Raw genomic sequence first — 17,502 nt, forward strand, 5'->3', positions numbered from 1 at the left:
GTGCACACCCTCCCCCGTGCTCCGCACGGGGGGCGCCCCCAGTCAGCCGGACAGGCGCACCGGCATGATCAGGTACTTGTAGGCCTCGTCCGCCTCGGCGTCGACGGCCGGGCGGCCGCTGAGCAGGGCGGGCTTGGTGGACGTCGTGAACGACAGCTGCGCGGCGGGCGAGTCGATCGCGCTCAGACCGTCCAGCAGGAAGGTCGGGTTGAAGGCGATCGAGATGTCGTCGCCCTCCAGCTTGGCGTCCACGCGCTCCACAGCCTGTGCATCGTCGGAGGAGCCGGCCTCCAGGATCAGCACGCCCTGCTCGAAGCTCAGGCGGACCGGGGTGTTGCGCTCGGCGACCAGGGCCACGCGCTTGACGGCCTCGACGAACGGGGCGGTCTCGATCACGGCGACGGAGTTGAACTCGGTCGGGAACAGCGTGCGGTACTTCGGCAGGTCGCCCTCGAGCAGGCGGGTGGTGGTGCGGCGGCCGGCGCCCTCGAAGCCGATGAGGCCCTCACCGGCACCCGAGCCCGACAGCGCCAGGGTGACCGTGTCACCGCTGGTCAGGGACTTGGCGGTGTCCAGCAGCGTCTTGGCGGGCACCAGGGCGACGGCGGAGGCGTTCGGGTCCTCGGGCTTCCACAGGAACTCGCGGACCGCGAAGCGGTAGCGGTCGGTGGAGGCCAGGGTGACGCGGTCGCCCTCGATCTCGATGCGCACACCGGTCAGCACCGGCAGCGTGTCGTCACGGCCGGCGGCGATGGCGACCTGGGCGGCAGCGGCGGCGAAGACCTCGCCGGGGACGGTGCCGGTCGCGGTCGGCATCTGCGGCAGTGCCGGGTACTCCTCCACAGGCAGGGTGTGGAGGGTGAAGCGGGAGGAACCGCAGACCACGGTCGCCCGTACACCGTCTGTGGAAATCTCCACCGGGCGGTTGGGGAGGGCGCGGCAGATGTCGGCGAGCAGCCGACCGGAGACCAGGACGGTGCCGTCCTCCTCCACGTCCGCCTCGACCGAGACGCGGGCGGAGACCTCGTAGTCGAAGCCGGAGAGGCTGAGCGTGCCCTCCTCGGCCTTCAGCAGCAGGCCCGCGAGGACGGGAACCGGCGGCCGGGCCGGGAGGCTACGGGCCGCCCACGCCACCGCCTCCGCGAGTACGTCGCGCTCAACCCGGATCTTCACCTTCAGCCGCCTCCTGCTGCTGTTGCTGGCTCTCGTCGTCGGCTCATTGCCTCCGCACAGTCTGACGTACGGCACCGACACTCCGTGCGGCCGGCGGTCAAGTCGGGAGCGAGGTGTCGGGGAGGCCGTCGGACGGACTTGTGCACAGGGCCTGCTTGAAAACGGAAACCGGCCTAACTGTCTATGGGGGTAGTAGTAGGGCCTGTGGAAACCGTGGATAACTGCGTTTTCGCAGGTCACCGGCCAGATTTTTTCCACCGACCCTGTGGGTGGAGCCGGTGGACAACCGGGGTGTGCTGTGGAGAACAGAAAGTTCTGCACAGGCTGTCCCCAGGACACCCGGAGTGCTCCACAGGTGTGTCCCCAGTTTTCCCCCAGTGCTCCACAGCCCAAACGTTCACATCCGTGTGACGCCTTTCACTCCGAGCGGTGAGAGGGGCGGTGCCGTTGCCGAACAGTGGACAAGGCTGTGGAGTGAAGGCCTCATCCTGTGCACAGAGGGCCTGAACCTGTGGGCGAGCGGTGGACAAGGTCGGTGGACAGACCTGTGGACAAAAGATCGTCCACAGCCTGTGGATCATCTTCGCGCACAAATCCACAGCCCTCTGACCTGGGCTGATGGTCCCTCAACAGGGAGACCTGTGGACAGATTGTGGGTGACCGGGACAGTCCCCAAGCTGTGGACGGAAGAAAGTCCCCCAATCTGTGGATGACTTGGCTCCGAGGGGGCGTATTCGAACAGGTCAGAGGCGCGCGAACCACTCCGCACGCCCCCTCTCCCGGGCCGGGCGCCCCCCTGAGGACGACGAAAAGGGCGCTCCCGGGGGTCCGGGAGCGCCCTTTTCGAGGGGTGGGTGGGGCCGGGTGCGTCAGCCGTTCTTGATGCGGTTGGTCAGCTCCGTGACCTGGTTGTAGATGGAACGCCGCTCCGCCATCAGCGCCCGGATCTTGCGGTCCGCGTGCATCACGGTGGTGTGGTCCCGCCCGCCGAACTGCGCACCGATCTTGGGCAGCGAGAGGTCCGTGAGCTCCCGGCACAGGTACATGGCGATCTGCCGCGCGGTGACCAGCACCCGGCTGCGCGAGGAGCCGCACAGGTCGTCCACGGTCAGACCGAAGTAGTCGGCGGTCGCCGCCATGATGTCCGTCGCCGTGATCTCGGGGGCGGTGTCCTCGCCGCCGGGGATCAGGTTCTTCAGGACGTCCTCGGTCAGTCCGAGGTCCACCGGCTGCCGGTTGAGGCTCGCGAAGGCCGTCACCCGGATCAGCGCGCCCTCCAGCTCACGGATGTTGCGCGAGATCCGGGACGCGATGAACTCCAGTACCTCCGGCGGGGCGTTGAGCTGCTCCTGCACCGCCTTCTTGCGCAGGATCGCGATCCGGGTCTCCAGCTCGGGCGGCTGGACGTCCGTGATCAGGCCCCACTCGAAACGGTTGCGCAGCCGGTCCTCCAGGGTGACCAGCTGCTTGGGCGGCCGGTCGGAGGACAGGACGATCTGCTTGTTCGCGTTGTGGAGCGTGTTGAAGGTGTGGAAGAACTCCTCCTGCGTCGACTCCTTGCTCGCGAGGAACTGGATGTCGTCGACCAGAAGGATGTCCATCTCGCGGTACCGCTTGCGGAACGCGTCGCCCTTGCCGTCGCGGATCGAGTTGATGAACTCGTTGGTGAACTCCTCCGAGCTCACGTACCGCACCCGGGTGCCCGGGTAGAGACTGCGGGCGTAGTGCCCGATGGCGTGCAGCAGGTGGGTCTTGCCCAGGCCGGACTCGCCGTAGATGAACAGCGGGTTGTACGCCTTGGCGGGCGCCTCGGCCACCGCCACCGCGGCGGCGTGCGCGAAGCGGTTGGAGGCGCCGATGACGAACGTGTCGAACAGGTACTTCGGGTTCAGCCGTGCGGTCGGCTCCAGCGGACCCGAGGACGAGCCGCCGCCGGCCGGGGCGCCGGGCGCGGTGGGGCGGCCCGGGGCGGGCAGTGGCGCCGGGTCGTAGGCGGGCGGCTTGTCGTAGGACGGCTTCTGGTCGTACGCGTCGTACGAGGGCTGCTCGTACGGCTTGGGCTCGTAGCCGTTCTGCTGTTCGTAGGAGGACTCGTAGCCGCCGGGCCCGTCCTGCTGGAGGTAGCCGGGCTGCGGCGTCGCGTACGGGTCGCGCTCGGGGTAGCCCAGGCGCGGCTGCTGCCAGCCGTAGTCCTCGCTCTGCCCGCCGCGGGGCCGGGGGCGCGGGCTCGCCGGCGGAGTCGTCCACGGTGATGGCGATCCGGATCGGGCGGCCGCACTCACGGCTGAGGCTGTCGCTGATCAGCGGGGCCAGCCGGCCCTCCAGGACCCGCTTGCCCCACTCGTTGGGGACGGCGAGCAGTGCGGTGTCGGCGACGAGCGCCAGGGGCTGGCAGCGTTCGATCCACTGCTTGTCCTTGGGCTCGATCCCTTGCTGACCCTCCCCGAGGAGCTTCTCCAGCACGCGTGGCCACACTGCGGCAAGATCGGCAGGTACGTCAGCCACAGAGCACGCTCTCTCACAGGGGTCCCACGAAGGTGTGGTTCTTATGGGACGGTCGGGACAAAAAATCCGGGGTCAGGCAACGGTAGTCAGCGCGACGGGTACGGTTCAAGTCGTTGTCCACAGCCTGTGCACAGTGGGCCCCCGTGACCGCTCGGTTTGACCGGATGGCGTAGTCCCGCGTACCGTAACCAGGTCGAGTTGTCGATGGCTGCTGCCGCCTGCCTACCGATGGGCGAAGATCACTCAGTGTGATCGTTTAGCGGTGTCCACTCGGGCGACCTCGCGAGTTCCTCGTGGGCGCACGGTGACAGCCAGGCGATGTCACGCCACTAACGATTCATTTCTGGAGCCCCCGAGTGAGCAAGCGCACCTTCCAGCCGAACAACCGTCGTCGCGCCAAGACCCACGGCTTCCGCCTGCGCATGCGTACGCGTGCCGGCCGCGCCATCCTGGCCGCCCGCCGTGGCAAGGGTCGCGCCCGCCTGTCCGCCTGATCCGAACAGGATCATGACGTCGTGCTGTCTCCCGATCATCGGCTGAGGCGGCGCGAGGACTTCGCGACTGCGGTACGCCGAGGCCGCCGGGCTGGTCGCCCGCTCCTCGTCGTCCACCTACGCACCAGCGGTGCGACGGACCCGCACGGGCCGGGGGAGAGTGCTCCCCCGACGCGTGCGGGTTTCGTCGTCAGCAAGGCGGTCGGCACGGCGGTCGTCCGTAACCGGGTCAAGCGCCGACTGCGCCATCTGGTCCGCGATCGTCTGAGCCTGCTGCCCCCCGGTAGCCTGGTGGTGGTGCGGGCGCTGCCCGGAGCGGGTGACGCCGGCCACGAGGACCTGGCCCGGGACCTGGATGCCGCTCTGGAGCGGTTGCTGGGAGGCGTGGCTCGATGAAGTACCCGCTGCTCGCTTTGATCAAGCTGTACCAGTGGACGATCAGTCCGCTGCTCGGGCCGGTGTGCCGCTACTACCCCTCGTGCTCGCACTACGGGTACACGGCCATCGACCGGCATGGTGCGGTGAAGGGGACGGTCCTGACCGCCTGGCGGATCCTGCGGTGCAATCCGTGGTCGCCGGGAGGTGTGGACCACGTCCCACCTCGCAAACGCCCGCGTTGGCACGAGCAGCTGCGCAATGCGTTGCGTCGACCTCGCAATGCTCAAGGAGCCTGATTAGTGGACACGATTGCCAGTCTGTTCAGCTTTATCACCACGCCCGTCTCGTGGGTCATCGTGCAGTTCCACAGCCTGTACGGTGCGATCTTCGGGCCGGACAGTGGGTGGGCCTGGGGCCTGTCCATCGTGTCCCTGGTGGTCCTGATCCGCATCTGCCTGATCCCGCTCTTCGTCAAGCAGATCAAGGCGACGCGGGGCATGCAGGCGCTCCAGCCGAAGATGAAGGCGATCCAGGAGCGCTACAAGAACGACAAGCAGCGTCAGTCCGAAGAGATGATGAAGCTGTACAAGGAGACGGGTACCAACCCGCTCTCCTCGTGCCTTCCCATCCTGGCGCAGTCCCCGTTCTTCTTCGCGCTCTACCACACGCTCAGCAACATCGCCAACGGCAAGACCATCGGTGTGCTGGACCAGCAGCTGGTCGACAGCGCCCGTGAGGCGAAGATCTTCGGCGCGCCGATCGCCGCCACCTTCCGGGACCCCGCGTCCAAGGTCGAGGCCCTGGGCTCCACCCCGGCGAACGTGATGATCGTGACCGCGGTCATGATCGTCCTGATGTCGCTGTCGCAGTTCTACACGCAGCGCCAGCTGATGCAGAAGAACGTCGACCTGTCGGTCAAGACGCCGTTCATGCAGCAGCAGAAGATGCTGATGTACATCTTCCCGGTCATCTTCGCGGTGATGGGCATCAACTTCCCCGTCGGTGTCCTCGTCTACTGGCTGACCACGAACGTCTGGACCATGGGTCAGCAGATGTACGTGATCAACCAGAACCCGACGCCGGGCAGCAAGGCGCAGGACCAGTACCTGAACCGTCTGCTCAAGAGCATCACCTCGCACGGTGAGCTCCGGGGCCGCGGCAAGAAGAAGATCGTCGCCACCATCGTGGCGAAGGGGCCGGACCGCAACGACAACGAGCGCAAGTTCATCTCCGCGCTCGCCAAGCAGGGCATGGCCGCGCAGGCGGACGGCTCTGTGATCAAGAGTGCGGTGCCCACCGCGGACGCCGATGCGGCCAGCGGCGGCACCGGTGCCGCGAAGCGCCAGCAGCCGAAGAGGCAGTCGAAGTCGCAGCGCCAGACGCCCCCCACCAGCAAGCCCTCGTCCAAGAAGTAAGGAGTCCATCCCGTGACGGAAGGCACCACCTCCGCCGCCGCTGAGGGTGGCGACACCCTGACCCGCCTCGAGCAGGAGGGTGAGATCGCGGCCGACTACCTCGAGGGGCTGCTGGACATCGCCGACCTGGACGGCGACATCGACATGGACGTCGAGGCCGACCGTGCCTCGGTGTCGATCATCAGTGACTCGTCGAGCCGTGAGCTGCAGAAGCTCGTCGGCCGGGACGGTGAGGTCCTGGAGGCCCTCCAGGAGCTGACGCGCCTGGCCGTGCACCGGGAGACCGGGGACCGCAGCCGGCTGATGCTCGACATCGCCGGCTACCGGGCCCAGAAGCGCGAGGAGCTCGCGGCGATCGGTGCCCAGGCCGCGGCGGACGTCAGGGCGTCGGGCGAGCCGGTGAAGCTGGCCCCGATGACCCCGTTCGAGCGCAAGGTCGTCCACGACGCCGTGGCGGCCGCGGGGCTCCGCAGCGAGTCGGAGGGCGAGGAGCCGCAGCGCTTCGTCGTCGTGCTCCCGGCCTGATCGGAAAGCATGAGTGGTCGGCCCCGCCTGTGTCGCAGGCGGGGCCGAAGTTTGTCAGCCTGACACTGACACGTACAGCTCTACAGCTCTACAGCCAACAACCTGGTTTTCTACAGCGGTACGGAAGGACGGTCCCCCGTGACGGAGGCAGCAGCGGAGCTTCCCCCGGCCCCCGAGGAAGCACGCACGGTATTCGGTGAGCATTTCCCGGAAGCCGTCCGGTACGCCGAGCTGCTGGCGGACGCAGGCGTCAAGCGGGGACTGATCGGCCCGCGCGAGGTGCCCCGGCTCTGGGAGCGCCACCTGCTGAACTGCGCCGTGCTCTCCGAGGCCGTGCCGGAGGGTGTCACGGTCTGCGACGTCGGTTCGGGCGCCGGCCTGCCCGGTATCCCGCTGGCCCTCGTACGTCCGGACCTGAAGATCACCCTGCTGGAGCCGCTGCTGCGGCGCACCACCTTCCTCCAGGAGGTCGTGGAGCTGCTCGGGCTGGACCATGTGACCGTGGTCCGTGGGCGTGCCGAGGAGATGCTGGGCAAGTTGCCTCCGGTGCACGTGGTCACCGCGCGGGCCGTGGCTCCGCTGGACCGGCTGGCCGGCTGGGGCGTTCCCCTGCTGCGTCCGTACGGCGAGATGCTGGCGCTCAAGGGCGACACGGCCGAGGAGGAGCTGGACGCGGCGAAGACCGCGCTGGCCAAGCTCGGTGTGGTGAAGACCTCGGTGCTCCAGGTCGGCGAGGGTGTGGTGGACCCCCTGTCCACCCTGGTGCGGGTCGAGGTCGGGGAGAGCCCCGGCGGGGTGAGGTTTGCGGCCAAGCGGGCCAAGGCGGCCCGGACCGGACGGGCACGCCGGCGTCGTTGAGCCGAAACGCCCCTATAGGTATGGATTTCGGAGTGTCGTAGCGGGCTGACTAGCCCGCCCGTGCATCGTGTTTCACGTGAAACGTCGCTCTCTGCTGCACGGAATCATCAGCCGCGGTCGTGCGGCTGCGCCCCTGCGCCACCGGAAGGACGCAGGGGTGACGGAGTTGTCCACAGTGGTGGATTCATCCACAGGAGTTCGGGCCCCGCTGGTTCGCGACCCCGAAGGCATGGGAGGCTCTGTTCATCGCGAGCCAGATGTCGAGGAGAGTGAATCCGTGCGGTCCGACGCCAACCTTGCGGGGCCCCTGGCCGATCCGGTCCCCGGTCCCCGCTCCGAGCCGATGGGCGATGTGCCACTGGGGGCACCCTCAGCGGGGGCCGCAGCAGAGTCGTCGCCACCTCCGGTGGACAACGACACGCCGATCGGGCGGGCCGCCCAGCTGGCGGTGGAGGCCCTGGGCCGTGCGGGTGAGGGACTGCCCCGGCCGGCCCAGACCCGGATCATGGTGGTCGCCAACCAGAAGGGCGGCGTCGGCAAGACCACCACGACCGTGAACCTGGCGGCCTCGCTGGCCCTGCACGGCGCCCGCGTCCTGGTGATCGACCTCGACCCGCAGGGCAACGCCTCCACGGCCCTGGGTATCGACCACCACGCGGAGGTCCCCTCGATCTACGACGTGCTGGTCGACAGCCGGCCGCTGCTGGAGGTCGTCCAGCCGGTGCCGGACGTGGAAGGGCTCTTCTGTGCACCTGCCACCATCGACCTGGCCGGCGCCGAGATCGAGCTGGTCTCGCTGGTCGCGCGCGAGAGCCGGCTCCAGCGTGCGATCCAGGCGTACGAGCAGCCGCTCGACTACATCCTCATCGACTGCCCGCCGTCGCTCGGCCTGCTGACGGTCAACGCGCTGGTGGCGGGTGCGGAGGTGCTGATCCCGATCCAGTGCGAGTACTACGCGCTGGAGGGCCTGGGACAGCTCCTGCGCAACGTCGACCTGGTGCGGGCCCACCTCAACCCGTCCTTGCATGTGTCGACCATTCTGCTCACCATGTACGACGGGCGGACCCGGCTGGCCTCGCAGGTGGCCGACGAGGTCCGCAGCCACTTCGGTGACGAGGTCCTGCGGACGAGCATCCCGCGTTCGGTGCGCATCTCCGAGGCGCCCAGCTACGGACAGACGGTGCTCACCTACGACCCGGGTTCCAGCGGCTCCCTCTCCTACCTGGAGGCGGCGCGGGAGATCGCGCTGCGCGGGGTCGGCATCCGATACGACGCCCGTAACGCCCACCGGGGCGGCGCGGGCCTGAACAGCACGCAGAACATGGCGGAGGGGATCCAGTGAGTGAGCGACGTAGGGGTCTGGGGCGGGGGCTCGGCGCGCTGATTCCCGCTGCTCCCCAGGAGCGGACGCCGGCTGCGGGGTCCACGTCCCCGTCGGCCGTGCCGGTACTGACATCGGACCGCGGTATCGCGGCGGCCAAGCTGGCAGGGCCGGCCGCGGGGGCATCCACGGCGATCGCCGTCGATGTTTCACGTGAAACAGAGCTGCCCGCGCTCGCCGAGCCCGTGGCGGACGAGGTCCAGACGGTGGCCGGCGCGACCTTCGCCGAGCTGCCCCTGGACGCGATCACGCCCAACCCGCGCCAGCCGCGCGAGGTGTTCGACGAGGACGCGCTGGCCGAGCTGATCACCTCGATCCAGGAGGTGGGCCTGCTCCAGCCGGTGGTGGTGCGGCAGTCCGGTCCGGACCGCTATGAGCTCATCATGGGCGAGCGCCGTTGGCGGGCGTGCCGCGAGGCGGGTCTGGAGCGGATCCCGGCCATCATCCGCGCGACGGACGACGAGAAGCTGCTGCTGGACGCCCTGCTGGAGAACCTCCACCGGGCCCAGCTGAACCCGCTGGAAGAGGCGGCGGCGTACGACCAGCTCCTGCACGACTTCAACTGCACCCACGACGAGCTGGCGGACCGTATCGGCCGCTCCCGCCCCCAGGTGACCAACACGCTGCGGCTGCTGAAGCTGTCGGCGCCGGTCCAGCGGCGGGTGGCCGCAGGTGTGCTCTCGGCCGGCCATGCGCGGGCCCTGCTGGCGGTGGACGACTCCGCCGAGCAGGACCGGCTGGCGCACCGGATCGTGGCCGAGGGGCTGTCGGTGCGGGCGGTCGAGGAGATCGTCAAGCTGATGGAGTCCGAGCCTTCCGGCCCGACGCGTGCGAAGGGGCCCCGGGCGGGCGCCCGGGTCTCGCCGGCGCTGTCGGAGCTCGCCACCCGGCTGTCGGACCGCTTCGAGACCCGGGTGAAGGTGGACCTGGGCCAGAAGAAGGGCAAGATCACCGTCGAGTTCGCCTCGATGGAGGACCTGGAGCGGATCCTGGCGACCCTGGCGCCCGGCGAGGGTCGCGTGCTGGACCAGGGGTCCGACCGCGACTGACCCGGACCGTCGTGCGGGGGCGGGCCGTGCCGGTGGTCAACCGGTGCGGCCCGCCCTTTGCCCTTATACGATGCGTTCATGGGTCGTCGGCTGGTACCGCTCACGCTGGACAACCTCCAGGATCTGCCCCGTAGTTGCCGGTCCTGTGTCTTCTGGGAACTGGACCCGGTCAGCGGTGAGGCCGCCGTGAAGGCAGGCACCGGGGAGATGGAGAAGGAGTCCTGGATCTCCGCCGTGCTCCTGGAATGGGGCTCGTGCGGCCGGGTGGTCTACGTGGACGACATCCCCGTGGGCTTCGTGCTCTACGCGCCGCCGGCCTATGTGGCACGATCGATGTCCTTCCCCACCAGCCCTGTGTCCCCGGACGCCGTGCAGCTCATCACTGCGAAGATCGCGCCGGGCTACCAGGGGCAGGGGCTGGGCCGGGTGCTGGTGCAGACGGTCGCCAAGGACCTGCTGCGGCGCGGGTTCAAGGCGATCGAGGCCTTCGGTGAGGCCCACTGGGAAGGACCGCGCTGTCTGCTGCCCGCCGACCATCTGCTCGCGGTGGGCTTCAAGACGGTACGGCCGCACCCGGTGCATCCCCGGCTACGGCTGGAGCTGCGCTCGACGCTGTCCTGGAAGGAAGACGTGGAGCTGGCCCTGGACCGGTTGCTGGGGGCTGCCCGCAAGGAGCCGGCGCTCCGCCCCCTGTGAGAACGCGAACGGGGCCGCCCCTCCCGAAGGAGGAGCGGCCCCGTCGTGCTGCGGAGATCAGCCCTGGATGAAGGCGTCGAGGTCACGCAGGAGGGCGGCCTTCGGCTTGGCCCCGACGATGGTCTTGACGACCTCGCCGTTCTGGTAGACGTTCAGCGTCGGGATCGACATGACGCCGTACTTGGCGGCCGTGCCGGGGTTCTGGTCGATGTTGAGCTTGACGATCTCGATCTGGTCGCCGTGCTCGGCCGCGATGGCCTCCAGGGACGGGGCGATCTGGCGGCAGGGGCCGCACCACTCGGCCCAGAAGTCCACCAGGACCGGCTTCTCGCTCTTGAGGACCTCGTTGTCGAAGTCTGCGTCGGTGACGTTCTTCAGGGTGCCGGCCACAGCGGCCTCCTTCTTCTTACTGCGGGGTGTGTGGGGATCCGCCCGGTGGGTCCGGGCGGGGGGTCAGACGGTTGCCGCGGCGTGCTCGGCGTCGGTGAGGGCGGCGAGGAAGCGCTCGGCGTCGAGGGCGGCGGAGCAGCCGGTGCCCGCCGCGGTGATGGCCTGACGGTAGGTGTGGTCCACCACGTCGCCCGCGCCGAACACACCGGAGACGCTGGTGCGGGTGGACGGCGCGTCGACGGTGAGGTAGCCCTCCTCGTCCAGCTCCAGCTGACCCTTGAACAGCTCGGTGCGGGGGTCGTGGCCGACGGCGATGAACAGGCCGGTCACCGGCAGCTCGGAGGTCTCACCGGTCTTGGTGTTGCGCAGGGTGAGGCCCGTGAGCTTCTGCTCGCCGTGGATCTCGGCGACCTCGCTGTCCCAGGCGAACGTGATCTTCGGGTCCGCGAAGGCACGGTCCTGCATGGCCTTGGAGGCACGCAGGCTGTCCCGGCGGTGGACGATGGTGACCGACTTGGCGAAGCGCGAGAGGAAGGTGGCCTCCTCCATCGCGGTGTCGCCACCGCCGACGACGGCGATGTCCTGGTCCTTGAAGAAGAACCCGTCGCAGGTGGCGCACCAGGAGACACCGCGGCCGGACAGGGCGTCCTCGTTGGGCAGGCCCAGCTTGCGGTGCTGGGAGCCGGTGGTGACGATGACGGCCTTGGCCCGGTGGACCGTGCCGGCGGTGTCGGTGACGGTCTTGATCTCACCGGTGAGGTCCACGGACACGACGTCGTCCGGGACCAGCTCGGCGCCGAAGCGCTCGGCCTGGGCGCGCATGTTGTCCATGAGGTCCGGGCCCATGATGCCGTCACGGAAGCCGGGGAAGTTCTCCACCTCGGTGGTGTTCATCAGCGCACCACCCGCGGTGACCGCGCCCTCGAAGACCAGCGGCTTGAGCGAGGCGCGTGCGGTGTACAGGGCAGCCGTGTAGCCGGCCGGCCCAGAGCCGATGATGATCACGTTACGGACGTCGCTCACGGGTTTCTTCCTCGTCTCTCCAGGCGTGGCGCCTGCTGCCTACCGGGGGCCGGTGCGGACTCTCACCCCACCCAACGGATCCTACGGCGCAAGCATTCCCCGGGTGTCCGAGTGACCTCTTACGGATCAATGACGCGCGTACGTCGCGGTCAGCAGGACCTTTCCGGGTCCGGTACCGGGGGTGCCGGTACAGGTGCTGTCCACGAGGTAGGCGTCCACCCGGGTGGTGTCCGAGGGGTGCGGGAGCACCACGAGCAGGGCGTCCGCCCCCTTGAAGACCCCGGTCTCGGTGGCCAGCGGCGTCTCCGTACGGCCGATGCCCTGCTGGACACAGGGGGGCACGGTCGGTGCCTCGCGCTCGGCCGGGGCGAGTCCGGGTTGCGAATCGGTGGAGCTGAGCGAACGATTGCGCTCGCTCCTGCCGAGGAGCTGCTGCACCTGTGCCTCCAGCCCGCCCGCGGAGAACGTCGATCGGTCCTGCTTGGGCTGCAAGGCGGTGACGGAGCTGTCCTGGGAGCCGCTCTCGTGGTGCTCACCGAAGGGAAGCTGGAGCAGGACGGCGCCGAGACCGAGGGCCGCGGCGGCCACCAGGCCGGCGAGCACGGCCCTGCGGCGGCCGCGTCCGGGTCCTGTGCCGGCCCGGGGTCGCCCGGCGGGCCGGGTCGGGGCACTCACGGACGACGTCGTTTCACGTGAAACATGGTGGGGGCGCTCGGCGGCCGGGGCAGGTCGGTCGGTGGCGCCGTCGGAGATCTCGGAGGTCTCGGAGGTCTCGGCGGGCGCGGTGGCCGAGAGCAGCGCCTCTGCCGCCAGGGCGGCATCGATCCGGCCCGCGATGTCGGCGGGGATCCGGGGCGGCCCGGGAAGGGTGCCCAGCAGGGAGCGGATCTCCTCCAGGGAGGTACGGACGTCCGCGCACAGCGGGCATTCGCCCAGGTGACGGCGGACCTCCGCGGTCCGGGCCGGGGAGAGCAGGCCTTCGGTGAGGTCGGAGATTTCTGATACGTCGGGATGCCGGATCGCACCGGGCGCGCCCTGAGTGGGGCTCACGTTCGTCCACCTCCGCCCTTCAGAGCATCTGGATCCCTGGATTCTGCCGCTGGTGGGACGGACGTCCCTTGCGACCGGTTCCTTCCCCGCTCAGTGGCGGTGTTATCCCCGGGATCGGCGCGCAGATGAGTGAGCATCGGCAGGAGCCGGGCCCGGCCCCGGGCGCACCGGCTCTTGATGGTCCCGGTGGGCACGCCCAGCACCCGTGCGGCCTCCGCCACGGGGTATCCCTGCATGTCGACGAGGACGAGAGCGGCCCGCTGCTCGGCGGGGAGGGTGCTCAGCGCCGCCAGCAGCTCCCGGTGGAGGGCGTGGCGCTCGGCGGGTGCCTCGGCCGACTCGTGGGGCTCCAGGAGGCGCTCCAGGCGGTCGGTGTCGTCCAGGGGAGAGGTCCTGCGCGAGGCGGCCTTGCGGGCCCGGTCGAGGCAGGCGTTGACCGTGATGCGGTGCAGCCAGGTGGTGACGGCCGATTCGCCACGGAAGGTGTGTGCGGCCCGGTAGGCGGAGACCAGGGCGTCCTGGAGGGCGTCGGCGGCCTCCTCGGGGTCGCCCAGCGTCCGCAGGGCCACCGCCCACAGCCGGTCGCGGTGGCGGCGGACGAGCTCGCCGAAGGCGTCGGGATCACCGGCGACGTGCCGGGCCAGCAGGTCCCGGTCGCTGTCCTCGCCGGTCGTCGCGTTGTGCATCGCACCTCCCCTCCGGGAGGGAGCGTACGGGTCCGGCGGGGCGAAAACGAGGGTCCGCCGCACCGATGGCGCGGCGGACCCTGAAGTCGTCCTGGCGGGGCGGTCAGTCGGCGCGGCCGAACACCTTGATCTCGCTGATGCCACCCCGGTAGCCGCCCGGACTGCTGGGCAGCTCGGTGATGTGGACCAGGAGGTAGCGGGTCTTCACCGGGGTGTCGAGCTTGGCGTTGATCTTCTTGAACGGTCCCAGCTTGACGATCTCCTGCGGGAAGTCGCCCAGAGCGTGCGGCGAGGAGGCGTCGGCCGTGGCGGCACGTACTTCGACCTTGTGCTTGCCGTTGTACAGGTCCACGTTCAGCTCGGTGATGTCGCGGGCTTCCCCGAGGTCCACGATCATGCCGCTGCCGTCGTCGTAATCGCTCAGGTTGCCGAAGTTGGCGTGGCCGCGGAACTCCAGGGTGACCCACGCCGAGCCGGTGTCGCCGTCGATGGCCTTGCCCGCGTCGGCCGGTTTGATCGGGTCCCTTCCGAACACCGTGGCGCTGCGGATGTCGAGCGGCTTGCTCGGCTTCTCCTTGGGCGCCTCGTCGCCCGAAGCCGGCTGGGTCGGACCACTGTTGCCGCTGTCGCCGTTGACGCGGTCCAGGAGGGTGCCGGCGAGCTGCCAGCTGCCCAGGCCCAGGGCGGCGATGAGCAGGGCCGCCACGCTCCACTTCAGGACCCGCCCGGTCCGGCTCTGCAGCGGGGACGGCGGCGGCACGGGGTGCGGCAGGGGTGCGGTCATGCCGGGGTGCGCCGGCGGCCGGCCGTAGTTGCCCTGCTGGTAGGTGGTCTGCTGGTACTCGGGCGGAGCCGTGAACGCGGGCTCCGGGGGCCGGATGCGGGGCATCGCGGCGACCGCCTTGGCCAGTTCCTCAGGAGTGGTGCAGGGCGGCTCCTGCCGGGAGGCCGTGGCACCGTCGTTGGCGAGGGCGCGCATGGCGAGCTCGCCCAGCCCGCGGTGGACGCCGGCACGGACCTGGTCCGGCGGCAGCAGACCGACACCCTTGGGCAGACCGGTGAGCCCGTAGGCGTCGGTCTCGTAGGGCCAGCGCTGGGTGAGGGCGGCGTACAGCAGGGCGCCGATCGCCTCGGTGTCGGTGCGCTGCGGGGTGTCGCTGGTGATGCCGCGCAGGGCGGCGTTCACGGCGAGGCCGCGGATGCGGTACTGGCCGGTGGAGGTGCGCAGTATCGCGCTGGGCGTCAGCCGCAGATGGGCCAGGCCCTCGCGATGGGCGGCGGTCATGGCCTGGGAGACCTGGCTGACGAGCTGGTAGGCCTCGTGGGGCTCCAGCGGGCCGGAGGCGAGGACGGCGGTCAGCTCGGTGGCGTCGGGCAGCCACTCGTGGACGACGTAGACGAGGTCGTTCTCCTCGACGGCGTCGAGCACCTGGACGAACCGGGGGTCGCCGAGGAGTGCGGAGGAACGGGCCGCGGCGAGGACGCCGCGGGCCCGCGGATGGTCGGCGGGCAGCAGGTGGACGCCCACGGCCCGGCGCAGCTTCTCGTCCATGGCACGCCAGCTGCTGAATCCGTCCAGACGGGTGACGCACTCCTCGAGGCGGTAGCGCCTGGCGAGTTTGTGGCCACTGTGCAGTTCGGGCGCGGCGGCGGTGGCTGCCGCGGCCCGCTCACCGTCCGGTTCGGGCATGGGGTCGTCCGGGGCTCGTCCGTCCTGGGTGTCCACCCCGTCGGCCGTGGCCTTGGCCGCTGCTGCGGCCCGCGACTTCTCGCCGCTGTTGTCGGCCACGTCGACGGCAGCCGTGCTACGTTCCGCCACCGTCGTTCCTGCCTCCCCATCCGTTGCACGCTGTCGGCCAGTCTGCGAAGCCAAGCCAATTGTGCCCACAGTCCACCGCTATGCACGACACGCGAAGGGGTGCGATGGTTGTGCGCATCAGCGACCCAGACGCCCGCGCACCATCCCCACCATGGCGTTGAGTTCCTCGATCCGCATGCGCTTGGCCGCGGCGAGGAAGACGGCGGCGAGGAGGATGCCGCCGGCGGCGAGGGAGGCGGCGGAACCGAGCACTCCGCTGCCCAGCAGCCGGGTGATGCCGTAGGCCGCCGCGCCGGCGGCCAGGGCGGCCGGAACACAGGCCCCGGCGAGCCGGGCGTAGGTGCGGATCACGCGGGAGCCGTCGAGGTCACCGTCCAGTCGGACGCGCAGTCGGCGCCAGGCGACACCGACGCCCACCGCGTAGCCCAGACCGTAGGCGGCGGCCATGCCGACGACGGCCCAGCGCGGGGGAAGGACGAAAAAGGCCAGCGCGGAGACGGCGGCGTTCACCCCGGCGACGATGACGGTGTTGTAGAAGGGCGTGCGGGTGTCCTCGTAGGCGTAGAAGCCGCGCAGGACCACGTACTGGACGGAGTACGGGATCAGGCCGAGACCGAACGCCATCAGCACGTAACCGATGTTCTGGGCGCCGGAGCCGGAGCCCGCGTACAACAGGGTGGCCATCGGCACGCCGAGGGCGAGGAACGCGAAGGCGCACGGCACGATCGCGACCGCCGAGGTGCGCAGGCCGTAGGAGATGTCGTCGCGGACGGCGGCGGCGTCGCCGTCGTGGGCGGAGCGGGAGATCCGGGGCAGCACGGCCGTCATCACGGAGACGGTGATGATCGCCTGCGGCATCTGCCACAGCAGCAGCGCGTAGTTGTAGGCGGTGATACCCGTGCCGGGGTGGCCCTGCTTCTCCGCGAGGGAACCCGCCCAGGTGGCGAGCTGGGTGACGACGACCAGGCCGATCTGGTTGGCGAGGACGAAGAAGAACGTCCACTTGGCCAGCCGGGCGGCCTTGCCCAGGCCGTGGCCCCGCCAGTCGAACCGCAGGCGCGGCCGGAAGCCGGCGTCCCGCAGGTACGGCAGCATCGCCAGCGCCTGGACGGTCAGGCCCAGCAGGGTGCCCAGGCCCAGCAGGCGGACGCCTTCGGGGGTGACGGTCGCGCTGTTCACGCCGGAGCTGGTGAAGCTGCCGAAGGCCCAGATGAAGGCGCCGAAGGTGGCGATGACGACGATGTTGTTCAGGACGGGGGTCCACATCATCGCGCCGAACCGGCCGCGGGCGTTGAGGATCTGGCCGAGCACCACGTGCACGCCCATGAAGAACATCGTGGGCAGGCAGTAGCGGGCGAACGCCGTCGCGACCTCCATCTGGTGGGGGTCGGAGGCGATCTTCGGGGACATCATCGTGATGAACAGCGGCGCCGCGAGCACACAGACGGTGGTGACGCCCGCCAGCAGGACGATGACCAGGGTCAGCAGCCGGTTGGCATAGGCCTCTCCCCCGTCGTCGTCGTTCTTCATCGCGCGCACCAGCTGCGGGATGAAGACGGCGTTCAGGGCGCCACCGCCGACCAGCACGTAGATCATCGTGGGCAGGGTGTTGGCGACCTGGTAGGTGTCGTTGAACGTGCCGACGCCGATGGCGGCGGCGATCACCAGGGTGCGCAGGAAGCCCGTGATCCGGGAGACGATCGTGCCCGCGGCCATCAGTGCGCTGGACTTCAGCAGGCCGGACGCCTTGCCGGCCGGCTTGGCCGGGGCGGGCACGGCGACCGGCGCCTCCTCCACCGCCGGAGCGGCGGTGGTGCCGGGCGCTGCCTGCTGGTCCTTGTAGAGGTGGGCGAACGCGTCCGGCTCGGGCTCGTCCTCCGCGGCGTGGGTGACCAGGGAGTCGACGCCGACGAACTGGGTGGTCGCCGGCCGGTCCCCGTACGGCAGGTGCCGGGAGGGGCCGTCCGGCTCGGGCGGCGGGGTCTGCGCCCACACCTTGGGGTCGGGGGCGTACGCCGGGGCTGCCGGCGCCGCGTAGAGCGGGCCGGTCTCCTGGTAGG

15 protein-coding genes and 2 pseudogenes are annotated in these 17,502 nt (G+C 70.0%); 9 read left to right on the plus strand and 8 right to left on the minus strand.

Annotation, left to right across the window (positions count from 1 at the left end; all coding sequences use genetic code 11):
* Positions 1-42: 42 nt before the first annotated feature.
* Both dnaN and dnaA read right to left on the minus strand, forming a co-directional pair.
* Entirely contained in the window at positions 43-1,173 is a 1,131-nt protein-coding gene (gene dnaN / locus EF918_RS00310) for a DNA polymerase III subunit beta (protein ID WP_125638607.1), read from the minus strand.
* Between the two features lie 869 nt (positions 1,174-2,042).
* A pseudogene (gene dnaA, locus EF918_RS00320) lies at positions 2,043-3,678 on the minus strand (chromosomal replication initiator protein DnaA).
* A gap of 356 nt (positions 3,679-4,034) precedes the next feature.
* Between dnaA and rpmH the strand changes: the two are divergent.
* The 9 genes and pseudogenes from rpmH (at position 4,035) to EF918_RS00365 (ending at position 10,474) form a co-directional block, all read left to right on the plus strand.
* Positions 4,035-4,172, plus strand: a complete 138-nt coding sequence (gene rpmH, locus EF918_RS00325; protein ID WP_125638610.1) for a 50S ribosomal protein L34 — start codon at positions 4,035-4,037, stop codon at positions 4,170-4,172.
* A gap of 21 nt (positions 4,173-4,193) precedes the next feature.
* Positions 4,194-4,568: a ribonuclease P protein component gene (gene rnpA / locus EF918_RS00330; RefSeq protein ID WP_125638613.1), complete on the plus strand. Its 375-nt coding sequence runs from the start codon at positions 4,194-4,196 to the stop codon at positions 4,566-4,568.
* Positions 4,565-4,819, plus strand: a pseudogene (yidD, locus tag EF918_RS00335) (membrane protein insertion efficiency factor YidD); the annotation flags it as partial. The gene rnpA and the pseudogene yidD, both read left to right, overlap by 4 nt.
* Positions 4,820-4,849: 30 nt before the next feature.
* Positions 4,850-5,965 carry a membrane protein insertase YidC gene (gene yidC, locus EF918_RS00340; protein WP_125638619.1) on the plus strand — a complete coding sequence of 372 codons (1,116 nt, stop codon included), beginning with the start codon at positions 4,850-4,852 and terminating at the stop codon, positions 5,963-5,965.
* 12 nt (positions 5,966-5,977) lie between these two features.
* Positions 5,978-6,490 carry a R3H domain-containing nucleic acid-binding protein gene (locus EF918_RS00345; protein WP_125638622.1) on the plus strand — a complete coding sequence of 171 codons (513 nt, stop codon included), beginning with the start codon at positions 5,978-5,980 and terminating at the stop codon, positions 6,488-6,490.
* A gap of 138 nt (positions 6,491-6,628) precedes the next feature.
* The gene (rsmG, locus tag EF918_RS00350) at positions 6,629-7,348 is read left to right on the plus strand and encodes a 16S rRNA (guanine(527)-N(7))-methyltransferase RsmG (RefSeq protein ID WP_125638626.1); all 720 of its coding nucleotides are present in this window, start codon (positions 6,629-6,631) and stop codon (positions 7,346-7,348) included.
* Between the two features lie 229 nt (positions 7,349-7,577).
* A complete protein-coding gene (locus EF918_RS00355) occupies positions 7,578-8,690 on the plus strand; it encodes a ParA family protein (protein ID WP_125638629.1) in 1,113 nt (370 codons plus the stop codon).
* Positions 8,687-9,778 (plus strand): ParB/RepB/Spo0J family partition protein, encoded by a 1,092-nt coding sequence (locus EF918_RS00360; protein ID WP_125638632.1) that lies wholly within the window; start codon positions 8,687-8,689, stop codon positions 9,776-9,778. Before EF918_RS00355 ends, EF918_RS00360 begins: the two co-directional genes overlap by 4 nt.
* A gap of 78 nt (positions 9,779-9,856) precedes the next feature.
* Positions 9,857-10,474, plus strand: a complete 618-nt coding sequence (locus EF918_RS00365) for a GNAT family N-acetyltransferase (protein WP_125638635.1) — start codon at positions 9,857-9,859, stop codon at positions 10,472-10,474.
* A 57-nt stretch (positions 10,475-10,531) separates the two neighbouring features.
* On the opposite strand, the gene trxA is transcribed toward EF918_RS00365, so the two are convergent.
* From trxA to murJ, 6 genes are all read right to left on the minus strand, one after another.
* A complete protein-coding gene (trxA, locus tag EF918_RS00370; RefSeq protein ID WP_125638638.1) occupies positions 10,532-10,864 on the minus strand; it encodes a thioredoxin in 333 nt (110 codons plus the stop codon).
* A 63-nt stretch (positions 10,865-10,927) separates the two neighbouring features.
* Entirely contained in the window at positions 10,928-11,887 is a 960-nt protein-coding gene (gene trxB / locus EF918_RS00375; protein WP_125638641.1) for a thioredoxin-disulfide reductase, read from the minus strand.
* Between the two features lie 126 nt (positions 11,888-12,013).
* Positions 12,014-12,937, minus strand: coding sequence for an anti-sigma factor (locus tag EF918_RS00380; RefSeq protein WP_260609664.1), 924 nt, complete (start codon positions 12,935-12,937; stop codon positions 12,014-12,016).
* Positions 12,934-13,623, minus strand: coding sequence for an RNA polymerase sigma factor SigM (gene sigM, locus EF918_RS00385; protein WP_125638644.1), 690 nt, complete (start codon positions 13,621-13,623; stop codon positions 12,934-12,936). The genes EF918_RS00380 and sigM overlap by 4 nt, the downstream gene beginning before the upstream one ends.
* A gap of 103 nt (positions 13,624-13,726) precedes the next feature.
* Positions 13,727-15,442, minus strand: a complete 1,716-nt coding sequence (locus EF918_RS00390; RefSeq protein ID WP_125638647.1) for a protein kinase family protein — start codon at positions 15,440-15,442, stop codon at positions 13,727-13,729.
* Positions 15,443-15,559: 117 nt separating this feature from the next.
* Positions 15,560-17,502: murein biosynthesis integral membrane protein MurJ (gene murJ, locus EF918_RS00395; RefSeq protein ID WP_125638650.1), on the minus strand; the 1,943-nt coding region annotated here is incomplete at its 5' end.

This window comes from Streptomyces sp. WAC06614 (assembly GCF_003949795.1).
Taxonomy (GTDB): Bacteria; Actinomycetota; Actinomycetes; order Streptomycetales; family Streptomycetaceae; genus Streptomyces.